The sequence below is a fragment of the Stenotrophomonas sp. YJH_SMC_48-3 genome, assembly GCF_059369375.1.
The window spans coordinates 293,249-305,841 of sequence record NZ_JCAFSQ010000001.1; the positions used below are offsets into that span (position 1 = coordinate 293,249).

Genomic DNA, 12,593 nt, shown 5'->3' on the forward strand with positions numbered 1-12,593 from the left:
GCCGGCCAGCGGCCGGTTCTACCGGTTCTGCGTGGTTTCTTCTTCCCGCACCGGCTCCGGCGGTGGCAGCTGCTCCTCGGCGGCACGTTCGTTGCCCGGCAGGGTGGGGCGGGTCTCCATCAGCAGCGACAGCGCGGCCTTGGCCATCATGTGCGCGCTGATCGGTGCGGTGATGAACAGGAACACGGTGATCAGCAGCTCGCGCGGCTGCGGGTCCTGGCCGAGGAAGATGTGGTAGCAGACCGAGCACACCAACACGCAGCCCACGCCCAGCGTGCTGGCCTTGGTCGGCGCGTGCAGGCGCTTGAAGAAGGTCGACAGCTTCACCAGGCCCAGTGCGCCCACCAGGATGAAGAAGCAGCCGAACAGCAGCAGGATCGACAGGCCGATCTGGATGGCAGTGATCATTCGACGATGTCCCGGCGCAGCACGAACTTGCTCAGCACCACGGTGCTGCCGAAGCCGAGCATGGCGATGATCAACGCCGCCTCGAAGTAGATCGGTGAATTGAGGTACATGCCGAACAGCATCAGCTCGGCGATCGCGGTCACCGACAGGGTGTCCAGTGCGAGGATGCGGTCGGGCACGGTCGGCCCGCGCAGCAGGCGCCAGGTGGCCAGCAGCATGGCCAGGCCGACCACGTGCATGCACACCACCAGGGTGGTCTGGATGACTTCAAAACCGGTCATGGGAAGATCTCCATCAACGGCGCCTCGTAACGGCGCTTGATCGTATCGATCAGGTCCTGTGGATCCTCCAGGTGCAGCACATGCACCAGCAGGAACTTGCGGTCGTCGCTGAGCGCGGCCGAGACCGTGCCCGGGGTCAGGGTGATCATGCTGGTCAGCGCGGCGATGCCGTGGATGTTGGCGATGTCCAGCGGCAGCCAGATGAAGCCCGGGTGGATGTTCTTTTCCGGGCCCAGCACCTGCAGGGCGACGCGGATGTTGGACATCAGGATGTCCCACAGGGTCACGCACACCAGTCTGGGCAGCGGCCGCAGGGTGCCGATGCGCGCGAACTCGCGGTCCAGGCGCGCGGCGAACAGCGGCACCACCACGCCCAGCACAAGCCCCAGCACGATCTGGCCGAGGGTGAAGCTGTCGGACATCAGCAGCCAGAACGCCACCACCATGATGCTGAGCATCGGCGAGGGAATCAGGCGACGGAACAGGGAGTGCTGGGCAGTCATGGCTGGCGGATCTCCGGCGTGGTCGCGCGCAGCTGCTGCACGTACTCGCTGGGATGCAGCAGCTGTGCGGCGGTGGCGTCGGTGTAGCGCATCAACGGTGCAGCGGCCAGGGTCATGCCGATGCCGTAGGCCAGCAGCAGGCAGGCGGCGTAGAGCTCTACCCGGCGCAGGGGAGCCTTGCGCGGCTTCGGTGCTTCTGGATCGACCGGCGGCACGCGCCAGAACAGGCGGATGCCGCCGCGGGTCAGGCCCATGATCACCAGCAGGCTGCTGACCAGCACGGCGGTCCAGACCGGCCCGGTGTACTGCGCCGGCATGCCGGCCAGCAGCGCGGCCTTGGCCAGGAAGCCGGACAGTGGCGGCAGGCCGGCCACCGACACTGCCCCGATCAGGAACAGCACCGCTGGGGTTTCCTTGCCCGGCATCGGTGCCACCACTTCCTTGCGATCGCTGGCGCCACCACGGCGGCGGCGGATCAGGTCGGCGATCAGGAACAGCGCGGCGGCGACGAAGCTGCTGTGCGGCAGGTAGTACAGGCCCGCTGAGAGTACCTGCGGCGTGCCCACCGAGAAGGCGATGAACAGCGTGGCCGCCGACACGATCACCAGGTAGGAGATCAGGACGCGCAGGCGGGTCGCGGCCAGTGCACCCAGGCCACCGAGCACCAGCGTCGCCACGCCGGCCCACAGCAGCCAGTCGCGGCCATAGCCGGCCATCGCGCCTGCGTCATCGCCGAACCACAGCATCTGGATGCGCAGCACCGAGTACAGGCCGACCTTGGTCATGATCGCGAACAGCGCAGCCACCGCTGCTGGCGCACGCGAATAGGCTTCCGGCAGCCACAGGTACAGCGGCATCAGCGCGGCCTTGGCGCAGAACACCAGCAGCAACAGGCCCATCGTCGCCTTCACCAGGGTCAGCTGTGCCGGCGGCACCTGCGCGATGCGCTGCGACAGCTCGGCCATGTTCAGCGAACCCAGCGTGGCGTACAGCAGGCCCAGCGCGATCAGGAACAGGGTCGAGGCGGTGACGTTGAACACCACGTAGTGCAGGCCGATGCGCATGCGCAGGCCGCGGCCACCGCTGAGCAGCAGGCCGTAGGAGGCGATCAGCATCACCTCGAAGAACACGAACAAGTTGAAGATGTCGCCGGTCAGGAACGCACCGTTGAGGCCGACCAGCTGGAACTGGAACAGCGCATGGAAGTGCGGTGCGCGGCGGTCCCAGCCCGAGCAGGCGTGCAGCAGGCAGGGAATGGCCAGCAGCAGGGTGGTCAGCAGCATCCACGCCGACAGCCGGTCGGCCACCAGCGCGATGCCCAGCCGCGACGGCCAGTCGCCCAGCAGGTAGACATTGATGTCACCGCCCGCGGTCGACGCGAACAGCAGGCCCACCGCCAGCGCCAGCGCCGACAGCGCGGTCCACGCGACGGCGCGCTGCACCCTGGGGCCGTAGCGACGGTGTTCGACGAACAGCGACAGTGCAGCACCCAGCAGGGGAATCAGGATCGGCAGGATCACCAGGTGGTTCATGCGCGGTCCTCGCCCTGGCGCGGCGGCACGCGCTCATCCTGCAGGTCATCGTCGGGCTCGTGGGCGTCCACATGGTCGCTGTGGTTGTCGCTGCGGCTGCGCATGGCCAGCACGATGCTCACTGCGGTCATCGCGAAGGCGATCACGATCGCGGTCAGCACCAGCGCCTGTGGCAGCGGATCGGTGTAGTTGCCGAGGTGGCTGTCCACGCCCTCCTGCAGCACCGGCGCCTTGCCCAGCACCACGCGGCCACCGGCGAAGATCAGCAGGTTGGTGGCGTAGGACAGGAAGGTCATGCCGAGAATCACATCGAAGCTGCGCGCGCGCAGCAGCAGGTAGATGCCGATGGCGGTCAGCACGCCGATCGCGGTCGCAAGGGCCAGTTCCATCAGTGCATCTCCCCGGTGCGGGCCGAACGGCGTTGCAGGTCGATCTCGCCCTTGCGGGCGGTGCGGGTACGCGACGGCTTGATCGTGCCCATCATCGACAGCATCAGCATCGCGCCGCCGAACACCACCAGGTAGACGCCGATGTCGAAACCGATCGCACTGGCCAGCGGCACGTCGCCGATCAGCGGCAGGTGCAGATCGAGGTGGCCGCTGGTGAGGAACGGCACGCCGAACAGCATCGAGGCACTGCCGCTGAGCAGGGCGATCAGCAGGCCCATGCCGATGCAGCGGATGTAGTCGAAGCCGAAGCGCGACTCCACCGATGCGGTGCCCTGGATCACGTACTGAATCAGCAGCGGCACCGCCAGCACCAGGCCGGCGATGAAGCCACCGCCCGGCGCGTTGTGGCCGCGCAGGAACAGGAAGATCGATACGGTCAGGGTCAGCGGGAACATGATCTGGGCCAGGTCGGCTGGTACCGGCAGCTTGATCGGAGGGCCGGGCATGATCTGCTCCGGTGCCATCCGCGTGCGCCGCAGCAGGGCATGCACCACCAGCGCGGCGATGCCGAACACGGTGATCTCGCCGAAGGTATCGAAGCCGCGGAAGTCGACCAGGATCACGTTGACCACGTTCTGGCCATAGGCCTCGGGCAGGGCACGGGCGAGCAGTTCGCCGGCCATGGTGTTCGGCGGCAGGGTCATCGCCGAATAGGCCAGCGCACCCAGGCCGGCGCCGGCGATGATCGCGATCACCGCATCGCGGCGCTTGCGCCAGCGCGGACGTTCCGGCCCGGACTGCGCCGGCAGGTAGTTCATGCCCAGCAGCATCAGCACCAGGGTGACCATCTCCACCAGCAGCTGGGTCAGGGCCAGGTCGGGTGCGGACAGGAACACGAAGGTCAGCGCCACCATCAGGCCGACGCCGCCGACCAGCAGCACCGCCAGCAGGCGCTGCTTGTAGATGCGCAGGGTGGCAACGGCGCAGGCCATCATCACCAGCCACAGCGCCCAGCCCAGCAGCGGGATCGGCTGCGGTTTGGTCCAGTTCGGCGAGGCCGGGTTGACGATGTAGGGCGCGGCGGCCACGGTGATGGCCACCAGCACCAGGCCCAGCAGCATGCGCTGCAGGCTGCCATTGGCGATGCCGTTGGTCAGGCGCATGGCCAGCGCGGAGATCGCGTCCAGCTGCGCATGGAACACATTGCGGCCAGTGCTGATGTTGGTCACGGCGTGCAGGTTGATCAGCTTGCGCAGGCCGAAGTACAGCGCCACGCCGCCGATCACGCCGATCGCGCTCATCGCCAGCGGCAGGTTGAAGCCGTGCCATACCGCCAGGCTGTACTCGGGCATGGCACTGCCGAGGATCGACGCCGCAGCGGCATGCAGCACCGGCGCCACGGTCAGTGCCGGGGCGATGCCTACTGCCACGCAGATCACCACCAGCAGTTCCACCGGTACCTTCATCCAGCGCGGCGGCTCATGCGGCACGCGATCCAGGTCTTGCGGGCCGGGGCCAAAGAAGGTGTCGTGCACGAAGCGCAGGCTGTAGGCCACGCCGAACACGCCAGCCAGCAATGCGGCGATCGACACCGCCGTGCGCATGATCCCCGGGCCTCCGGCCGTGATCGCCTCGGCAAACAGCATTTCCTTGGACAGGAAACCGTTGAGCAGCGGGATGCCGGCCATCGCCAGCGAGGCAATGATCGCCAGCGCGCTGGTGAACGGCATCAGCCTGCGCAGGCCGCCCAGCTTGCGCATGTCGCGGGTGCCGGTCTCATGGTCGATGATGCCGGCGGCCATGAACAGCGAGGCCTTGAAGGTGGCGTGGTTGAGGATGTGGAACACACCGGCCACCACCGCCATCGGCGTGGACAGGCCGAACAGCAGGGTGATCAGGCCCAGATGGGAAATGGTCGAGTAAGCCAGCAGGCCTTTCAGATCGTGCTGGAAGATCGCGTTCCAGGCGCCGATCAACAGGGTGATCGCACCGATGCCGCTGACCGTGTAGAAGAACAGGTCGCTGCCGGCCAGCGCTGGATGCAGGCGCGCCAGCAGGAACACACCGGCCTTCACCATGGTGGCCGAGTGCAGGTAGGCAGAGACCGGAGTGGGCGCGGCCATCGCGTGCGGCAGCCAGAAATGGAACGGGAACTGCGCGCTCTTGGTGAAGATGCCCGCCAGCACCAGGAACAGCGCGTACGGGTACAGCGCGCTGGCGCGGATCTGCTCGCCAGCGGCCAGCACCACGTCCAGGTCGAAGCTGCCGACGATGCGGCCGATCAGCAGCACGCCACCGAGCAGGGCCAGGCCGCCGCCGCCGGTGATCACCAGCGCCATGCGCGCGCCCTCGCGGGCGTCCTGGCGATGTGACCAGAAACCGATCAGCAGGAACGAGCTGATGCTGGTCATTTCCCAGAAGATCATCAGCAACAGCAGGTTGCCCGACAGCACCATGCCCAGCATGGCGCCCATGAACAGCAGCAGGTAGCAGTAGAAGCGGTGCGCGTTGTCCTGCTGGCTCAGGTAGTAGCGTGCATACAGCACCACCAGCGCACCGATGCCCAGCACCAGCCCGGCGAACATCCAGGCCAGCCCGTCCAGGCGCAGGGTGAAGTCCAGCCCGATCTGCGGCAGCCAGGGCACCAGGGTGCGGACCACCTGGCCATCGAGCACGGACGGCGTGAGCCAGCCGAGTATGGCCAGCCCGCCCAACGGCGCCAGCGCCGCCAGCCAGGCAGCAGTCGAGCGCGAACTACGGGGGAAGGCCGCAACAGCCGCTGCCATCAGGAACGGCAGGGCCAGCAGCAGGGGCAGGCTGGGGAGCATGCAGGGAATCCATGATTCACGAGCAGGTCAGGGAGGATAACAGGCTGCGAAATGTCGCTGAAACCCATCGAACAGCGATCAATTGCATGTAACGTCCGGTGATTCATATTTTCTGCGACGCAACATCGCGTTCCTGCGTGTTCTCCTCGCTTGCCCTCTGGGGACGCCCTACGCCCCCGCAGGGAGACCGCAGGCCCTGTCGCACAGGGGCTGACGTCGACGGGCGGGCAATGGGGAGCGGATCACCGTCGCAGGCTGGCAGGGCTCCCGTGGACTACGGGTGACGGAATCTGCCCGTTCAGGAAACGACGGCCGCTGTCGGCCGCCGCCAGGTCAGTAGCGCCAGTCCAGCTTGCGGTAGAACTTGGCCATCACCCAGGCCGGGCCGATCAGCAGGTAGGTCAGGTCGGTCAGGAAGCTGGGCTTGCGGCCCTCGAATTTGTGGCCGATGAACTGCGCGATCCAGGCCACCACGAACACGCCCACCGCCAGCCAGCGCAGGGCCTGCAGGCCGATTTCGGCTTCCAGCAGGCGGCACAGGCAGCCGAACACGAAGAACTGGATGAGCATGCCGATGCCCAGCGGGCGCGACAGCTTGTTGTAGAAGCACCAGGCGCTGAACATCGCGAACGCCGACCAGATGCCGTACTGGAACCAGGTGATCAGCGGCGGCAGGCACCACAGCAGGGCCACCACCGACCACAGGATCGCCGGAACCGCCACCACGTGGATGCGCTGGTTGATCACATTGCGGTGGTCGTCGGAGTAGCTGGCGAAATAGCGGTCGATCGGCCGCGCAAGCTCGGTGGATGTCTGCATGCTGCGTTGCTTCCTCGGACAACGGTAGTGCCGGCCGCTGGCCGGCACTCCAGAGCATAGCCGAGTTCATGAGGTTGCCGGCCGGCGGCCGGCACTACCAGAGCCAGGCCATGCCTGGCTGCGGATTCGCCGAGGTAGCCGGCCAGCGGCCGGCACTACCCCTTCAGAGTGCCCCCGCCTTTCCGGCCGGGGGCGCAGGCGGATCAGTCGACGCTGATCCCGGCCAGGCGCTGCAGCGCCTCGGCGTACTTGGCGCGGGTGCGCTCGATGATCTCGGCCGGGATGGTCGGGCCCGGGGCGGTCTTGCCCCAGTCCAGCGTCTCCAGGTAATCGCGCACGAACTGCTTGTCGTAGCTCGGCGGGCTGGTACCCACTTCGTACTCGTCGGCCGGCCAGTAACGCGAGGAATCCGGCGTCAGCATCTCGTCCATGATGTACAGGCGGCCATCGGCGTCGGTACCGAACTCGAACTTGGTATCGGCCAGGAGGATGCCGCGTTCGCGGGCGTAATCGGCGGCGAACTTGTAGATGCGCAGGGTGGCGTCGCGCACGCGCTCGGCCAGGTCCGCACCGACCTGCTTCACCATCGCGTCGAAATCGATGTTCTCGTCGTGGTCGCCGACGGCGGCCTTGGTCGAGGGGGTGAAGATCGGCTCGGGCAGCTGCTCGGCCTGGCGCAGGCCGTCGGGCAGATCGATGCCGCTGACCTTGCCGGTGCGCTGGTAATCCTTCCAGCCGCTGCCGATCAGGTAGCCGCGGGTGATCGCTTCCACCGGCACCGGCTTCAGCTTGCGGGTGACCACCGCGCGCTTGGCATACAGGGCCGGGTCCACGCCTTCGGGCAGCACGCTGGCCACGTCGATGCCGGTCAGGTGGTTGGGCATCAGGTGCGCGGTCTTGGCGAACCAGAAGTTGGAGACCTGGCAGAGCATCTCGCCCTTGCCCGGGATCGGGTCGGGCAGGACCACGTCGAACGCCGACAGGCGATCGGTGGCCACCATCAGCAGGTAGTCGCCCGGCGGGGTCCCTGCAGGCAGCCGCTCGCGCGGGATATCGAACACATCACGCACCTTGCCGCGATGGCGCAAGGGCAGGCCGGGGAGATCGGATTGCAACAGCGTGGTTGGCACGGGCACTCCTGGGGCGTTGTCGATACGGCTGCCCAGCGGACCCGGCGGGCCCGCTGACCAGCGGGCGGCCTAGTGTAAAGCGGTCCGGGCCCGCTGTGACGTAAAATGAGCATCCATTTCGCCGGTCGACCCTGGGGCGCCATGCGCTGGTACGGAAAACTGCTCGGTTTCATCGCCGGGGCCCTGCTGTTCCGGCCCAATCCGCTGTTCGGCGCGGTAGTCGGCCTGTTGATCGGCCATGCCTTTGATTCGGACTGGTTCCGCCTGAACAAGGAGAACCCGTACCGGGAGCTGGGGCTGACCTCCGAGGCCACCGATGCCGAGATCGAGCGCGCCTACCGAAAGCTGATCTCGCAGTACCACCCCGACAAGCTTGGCGGCGCCGCCCCCGAGCTGCAGCAGCAGGCCGAGCAGAAGTCGCGGCGCATCAACGCCGCCTACGACCGCATCAAGACCCTGCGCAAGCGCTGATCCGACAGTCCCGCCTGCGGGCGGGAGAATCCTTTCCCCGTTCCGAAGGCCCCGGCCATGTCCAACTGCCTCATCGCCCCGTCCATTCTCTCTGCCAACTTCGCCCGTCTCGGCGAGGAAGTCGACAACGTCCTCGCCGCTGGCGCGGACTGGGTCCACTTCGACGTGATGGACAACCACTACGTGCCGAACCTGACCATCGGCCCGATGGTCTGCCAGGCGCTGCGCAAGCACGGCGTGACCGCGCCGATCGACGTGCACCTGATGGTCGAGCCGGTGGACCGCATCATCCCGGACTTCGCCGAGGCCGGTGCCACCTACATCAGCTTCCATCCGGAGGCGAGCCGCCACGTGCACCGCACCATCCAGCTGATCCGCTCGCTGGGCTGCAAGCCGGGCATCGTGCTCAATCCGGCCACCCCGGTGGACATCCTCGACTGGGTGCTGGATGACCTGGACCTGGTGCTGCTGATGTCGGTCAACCCGGGCTTCGGCGGCCAGGCCTTCATCCCCTCGGCGCTGGACAAGCTGCGCGTGGTGCGCAAGATGATCGATGCCAGCGGCAAGGACATCCGCCTGGAGATCGACGGTGGCGTGAAAGCCGACAACATCGGTGAGATCGCCGCCGCCGGCGCTGACACCTTCGTTGCCGGTTCGGCCATCTTCAACGCCAGGACCAGCTACCAGGACGTGATCGCGCAGATGCGCGCGAACGTTGCTGCGGCAAGGGGCTGAGCCATGGGTACGGTGGCCGTGTTGAACATCCGCCCGGCCACCGTGGCCGACGCTGGCCTGATCCTGCGCTTCATCCGCGAACTGGCCATCTACGAGAAGGCCGAGCATTCGGTGCAGACCGATGAGATCGGTATTGCCGAAAGCCTGTTCGGTGCCGATGCGACTGCCCGCGCGTTGATCTGCGAAGCCGACGGTGAGGCCATCGGCTATGCGGTGTATTTCTACAACTACTCCACCTGGCTGGGCCGCAAGGGCATCTACCTGGAAGACCTCTACATCAGCCCGGAGAAGCGCGGCGGCGGCGCCGGCAAGGCACTGCTGAAGTACATCGCCCGCCAGGCCGTGGCCGAAGGCTGCGGTCGTTTCGAATGGTCGGTGCTGGACTGGAACACCCCGGCCATCGAGTTCTACACCGCCGCCGGCGCAAAGCCGCAGGACGAGTGGACCGTGTACCGGCTGCAGGGCCAGGCGCTGCACGATTTCGCCAACGGTTGACGTGAAATGCATCCACGCATGGCGTGGATCTACGGCCGGCAAAAAAAAGGCCACGCCAATCACTGGCGTGGCCTCGCTGCATGCGTGGGAGGCTGATCCTGCCTCCATCCGTCGTCCCTGCTATGGACTCCCATTCTCCGGTAGCTGAATGACATCTGCGTGACATTCACCGCGGGAAAACAGCGCATTGCTAGCCTGTGCCACCGCATCCCTGGAAGCTCTGCATGACCACCCCGCGCTGGCGCCTGATCCTCAACGGCAAATCCGCCGGCAACGATGAGTTGCGCGACGCCGTCGGCCATTGGCGCGGACAGGGCGTGCAGCTGGAAGTGCGGGTGACCTGGGAAGACGGTGACGCCGAACGCTACGTGGCCGAGGCGATCGATCATGGCGTGGACGTGATCGTGGCCGCCGGTGGCGATGGCACGCTCAGTGCGGTGGCCGAGACACTGGCACATCGTGAGGAGCCGGCAGATGCGCTGCCCTCGCTGGCGCTGATTCCGATGGGGACCGCCAACGATTTCGCGACTGCTGCCGGCATTCCCACTGAGCCGAAGGAGGCCTTCGCCTTGATCGGGCAGGCGACGCCGCACGCCATTGACCTGTTGCGCGTGGACGCCGATGGCACGCAATGGTGGTGCGCCAATCTCGCCAGCGGTGGCTTCGGCACCCAGGTGACGGTGGAGACCGATGCCGGCCTGAAGAAGATGCTGGGCGGGCTGGCCTATGTGATCACCGGCATCGCCAAGCTGGGCCGCATCGAGCCGATCACCGCGCGCCTGTCCGGCCCGGATTTCGCCTGGGAAGGCGACTTCATCGCCCTGGGCATCGGCAATGGTCGCCAGGCCGGCGGTGGCCAGCAGTTGTGCCCGCAGGCCGTGATCGACGATGGGCTGCTGGATGTCACCGTGCTTCCGGAACTGGAGGGTGAGGTCACCGCCACGCTCGGCCAGATGCTGAAGTCGGGCACCCAGGCGGCGCTGGAACAGCTGGCCACGCGTGCGCGGCTGCCGTGGCTGCAGGTGGAGTCCGAGCGCCCGTTGACCCTCAACCTGGACGGCGAACCAGTCCAGGCCCGCCAGTTCCGCATCGCGTGCGTGCCGGGCAGGGTGCGCATGCACCTGCCGGTCGGTTGCCCGTTGCTGGCTGGGTAGGCGGGGTAGAGTCGACTGTTAGTCGACTGCTTTTCGTTCCGACGGCGTAAAATCCCGCGCTACGCGCGCAAGTCGACTAACAGTCGACTCTACCGGTTCCCGCGCCGGTCCCCCACCGGTCCCCGCCATGAGCCCTGTGCTTTCCCGTGGTTCAGTTTCCCAGGGTTCCCCTCCCGCCCCGGCTGCGATACAGTCAGGGGGTGTCCAGCCTGACGACCCCGCATACCCTTTCTTCCGCACGCCGTTGGTGGCGATGGTGGCCCGTTGCCGTCGTCCGCCCCCATAACGCTGTGTCCCGGAAGGAAAGTCGTCTTGAACTCGCACGCTCAGTTTCAGCAGCAGGCCGCTGAAGGCCACACCCACATTCCCGTCGTCCGTGAAGTGCTGTCCGACCTGGACACGCCGCTTTCGGTCTATCTGAAGCTCGCCGACGGCCCCAATACCTACCTGTTTGAATCCGTCGAAGGCGGCGAGCGCTTTGGTCGTTACTCGATCATCGGCCTGCCGGCGCGTCGCGTGTACGCCTTCCATGGCCACACGCTGACTGTGCGCGAAGACGGCCAGGTGGTGGACACCCGCGAGGTGGCCGACCCGTTCGCCGAAGTCGAGGCGCTGCGCAGCGCCCACTCGGTGCCGAAGCTGGAAGGCCTGCCGGGCTTCACCGGTGGCCTGGTCGGCTGGTTCGGCTTCGAGTGCATCGGCTACATCGAACCACGCCTGGCCCCGCCGGCCGGCCGCGATGAGCTGGGCACGCCCGACATCCTGCTGCTGGATTCCAACGAGCTGGCCGTGTTCGACAATCTCAAGGGCCGGCTGTACCTGATCGTGCACGCCGACCCACGGGTCGAGGGCGCCTTCGAGCAGGCCCAGGCACGCCTGGATGCGCTGACTGCCAAGCTGCGCGCGCCCGGCGCCGGTTATCCCGCACCGCTCAACAGCGACGTGCTGGACGAGTCCGACTTCGTCTCCGGCTTCACCCGCGAAGGCTTCGTCGATGCGGTCCAGCGCAGCAAGGAATACATCCGCGCCGGTGACATCTTCCAGGTGGTGCTCAGCCAGCGCCTGAGCGTGCCGTTCAAGGCGCGCCCGGTGGATGTGTACCGCGCGCTGCGTGCACTGAACCCGTCGCCGTACATGTACTTCCTGGATGTCGGCGACCTGCAGGTGGTCGGTTCATCGCCGGAAATCCTGGTACGCCTTCAGGACGGCGAAGTCACCGTGCGCCCGATCGCCGGCACCCGCCCGCGTGGCGCCACGCCCGAGCTGGACCTGGCGCTGGAAGCCGAGCTGCTGGCCGATCCGAAGGAACGCGCCGAGCACCTGATGCTGATCGACCTGGGCCGCAACGATGCCGGCCGCGTCTCGAAGGCAGGTACCGTGGAGGTGGGCGAGCAGTTCGTGATCGAACGCTACAGCCACGTGATGCACATCGTCAGCGAAGTGACCGGGCAGCTGCAGCCGGGCCTGAGCTATGCCGACGTGCTGCGTGCCACCTTCCCGGCCGGCACGGTCAGCGGCGCGCCGAAGATCCGCGCGCTGGAAGTGATCCGCGAGCTGGAACCGATCAAGCGCAATGTCTACGCCGGCAGCATCGGCTACATCGGCTGGCACGGCGATGCCGATACCGCGATCGCGATCCGCACCGCGGTGATCAAGGACGGCCGCCTGTACGTGCAGGCCGGCGCCGGCATCGTCTACGACTCGGACCCGGACAAGGAATGGGATGAGACGATGAACAAGGGCCGCGCGCTGTTCCGCGCCGTCGCCCAGGCCGCCAAGGGCCTGTAACCTTCCCCATTGTCGAAGGCTGTCCGTCGCGCGGTGCAAGGGATGCGCCGCGCCCACTTG

Annotated in this window: 13 protein-coding genes; 5 read left to right on the forward strand and 8 right to left on the reverse strand. The window is 66.9% G+C overall.

Translation table 11 applies throughout. The features are described from left to right. Positions 1–18: 18 nt before the first annotated feature. The 8 genes from AC5P65_RS01320 to AC5P65_RS01355 all read right to left on the reverse strand — a co-directional run bounded on the left by AC5P65_RS01320 (position 19) and on the right by AC5P65_RS01355 (position 7,890). The gene (locus AC5P65_RS01320) at positions 19–408 is read right to left on the reverse strand and encodes a Na+/H+ antiporter subunit G (RefSeq protein ID WP_012481450.1); all 390 of its coding nucleotides are present in this window, start codon (positions 406–408) and stop codon (positions 19–21) included. After that, the gene (locus tag AC5P65_RS01325) at positions 405–689 is read right to left on the reverse strand and encodes a K+/H+ antiporter subunit F (RefSeq protein WP_005411334.1); all 285 of its coding nucleotides are present in this window, start codon (positions 687–689) and stop codon (positions 405–407) included. Before AC5P65_RS01325 ends, AC5P65_RS01320 begins: the two co-directional genes overlap by 4 nt. After that, the gene (locus AC5P65_RS01330) at positions 686–1,192 is read right to left on the reverse strand and encodes a Na+/H+ antiporter subunit E (RefSeq protein ID WP_021202662.1); all 507 of its coding nucleotides are present in this window, start codon (positions 1,190–1,192) and stop codon (positions 686–688) included. Before AC5P65_RS01330 ends, AC5P65_RS01325 begins: the two co-directional genes overlap by 4 nt. Continuing rightward, on the reverse strand, positions 1,189–2,724 hold the full coding sequence (locus tag AC5P65_RS01335; RefSeq protein ID WP_021202663.1) for a monovalent cation/H+ antiporter subunit D: 1,536 nt from the start codon (positions 2,722–2,724) through the stop codon (positions 1,189–1,191). The genes AC5P65_RS01330 and AC5P65_RS01335 overlap by 4 nt, the downstream gene beginning before the upstream one ends. Continuing rightward, complete coding sequence (locus AC5P65_RS01340) at positions 2,721–3,113, reverse strand: Na+/H+ antiporter subunit C (RefSeq protein WP_005419863.1); 393 nt, start codon at positions 3,111–3,113, stop codon at positions 2,721–2,723. The genes AC5P65_RS01335 and AC5P65_RS01340 overlap by 4 nt, the downstream gene beginning before the upstream one ends. Continuing rightward, entirely contained in the window at positions 3,113–5,941 is a 2,829-nt protein-coding gene (locus AC5P65_RS01345; RefSeq protein ID WP_111098429.1) for a monovalent cation/H+ antiporter subunit A, read from the reverse strand. The genes AC5P65_RS01340 and AC5P65_RS01345 overlap by 1 nt, the downstream gene beginning before the upstream one ends. Positions 5,942–6,274: 333 nt before the next feature. Continuing rightward, a complete protein-coding gene (locus AC5P65_RS01350; protein WP_021202665.1) occupies positions 6,275–6,760 on the reverse strand; it encodes an Mpo1 family 2-hydroxy fatty acid dioxygenase in 486 nt (161 codons plus the stop codon). A gap of 203 nt (positions 6,761–6,963) precedes the next feature. After that, positions 6,964–7,890, reverse strand: a complete 927-nt coding sequence (locus AC5P65_RS01355) for a phosphoribosylaminoimidazolesuccinocarboxamide synthase (RefSeq protein WP_495215384.1) — start codon at positions 7,888–7,890, stop codon at positions 6,964–6,966. A 141-nt stretch (positions 7,891–8,031) separates the two neighbouring features. On the opposite strand from AC5P65_RS01355, the gene AC5P65_RS01360 reads away from it, so the two are divergent. From AC5P65_RS01360 to trpE, 5 genes are all read left to right on the forward strand, one after another. Then, on the forward strand, positions 8,032–8,361 hold the full coding sequence (locus tag AC5P65_RS01360) for a J domain-containing protein (protein ID WP_008265098.1): 330 nt from the start codon (positions 8,032–8,034) through the stop codon (positions 8,359–8,361). A gap of 57 nt (positions 8,362–8,418) precedes the next feature. Continuing rightward, positions 8,419–9,096 carry a ribulose-phosphate 3-epimerase gene (gene rpe, locus AC5P65_RS01365; protein ID WP_006474082.1) on the forward strand — a complete coding sequence of 226 codons (678 nt, stop codon included), beginning with the start codon at positions 8,419–8,421 and terminating at the stop codon, positions 9,094–9,096. A gap of 12 nt (positions 9,097–9,108) precedes the next feature. Next, positions 9,109–9,591, forward strand: coding sequence for a GNAT family N-acetyltransferase (locus tag AC5P65_RS01370; RefSeq protein WP_026347198.1), 483 nt, complete (start codon positions 9,109–9,111; stop codon positions 9,589–9,591). Between the two features lie 224 nt (positions 9,592–9,815). After that, positions 9,816–10,745 (forward strand): lipid kinase YegS, encoded by a 930-nt coding sequence (gene yegS / locus AC5P65_RS01375; RefSeq protein ID WP_019661512.1) that lies wholly within the window; start codon positions 9,816–9,818, stop codon positions 10,743–10,745. A 312-nt stretch (positions 10,746–11,057) separates the two neighbouring features. Continuing rightward, on the forward strand, positions 11,058–12,533 hold the full coding sequence (gene trpE, locus AC5P65_RS01380; RefSeq protein WP_014648670.1) for an anthranilate synthase component I: 1,476 nt from the start codon (positions 11,058–11,060) through the stop codon (positions 12,531–12,533). Positions 12,534–12,593 lie beyond the last annotated feature (60 nt).

Excerpts from the sequence above, each read along its gene's own strand:
- AC5P65_RS01320 (WP_012481450.1), bottom strand. The coding sequence starts at position 408 with ATGATCACTGCCATCCAGATCGGCCTGTCGATCCTGCTGCTGTTCGGC.
- AC5P65_RS01325 (WP_005411334.1), bottom strand. The coding sequence starts at position 689 with ATGACCGGTTTTGAAGTCATCCAGACCACCCTGGTGGTGTGCATGCAC.
- AC5P65_RS01330 (WP_021202662.1), bottom strand. The coding sequence starts at position 1,192 with ATGACTGCCCAGCACTCCCTGTTCCGTCGCCTGATTCCCTCGCCGATG.
- AC5P65_RS01335 (WP_021202663.1), bottom strand. The coding sequence starts at position 2,724 with ATGAACCACCTGGTGATCCTGCCGATCCTGATTCCCCTGCTGGGTGCT.
- AC5P65_RS01340 (WP_005419863.1), bottom strand. The coding sequence starts at position 3,113 with ATGGAACTGGCCCTTGCGACCGCGATCGGCGTGCTGACCGCCATCGGC.
- AC5P65_RS01345 (WP_111098429.1), bottom strand. The coding sequence starts at position 5,941 with ATGCTCCCCAGCCTGCCCCTGCTGCTGGCCCTGCCGTTCCTGATGGCA.
- AC5P65_RS01350 (WP_021202665.1), bottom strand. The coding sequence starts at position 6,760 with ATGCAGACATCCACCGAGCTTGCGCGGCCGATCGACCGCTATTTCGCC.
- AC5P65_RS01360 (WP_008265098.1), top strand. The coding sequence starts at position 8,032 with ATGCGCTGGTACGGAAAACTGCTCGGTTTCATCGCCGGGGCCCTGCTG.
- rpe (WP_006474082.1), top strand. The coding sequence starts at position 8,419 with ATGTCCAACTGCCTCATCGCCCCGTCCATTCTCTCTGCCAACTTCGCC.
- yegS (WP_019661512.1), top strand. The coding sequence starts at position 9,816 with ATGACCACCCCGCGCTGGCGCCTGATCCTCAACGGCAAATCCGCCGGC.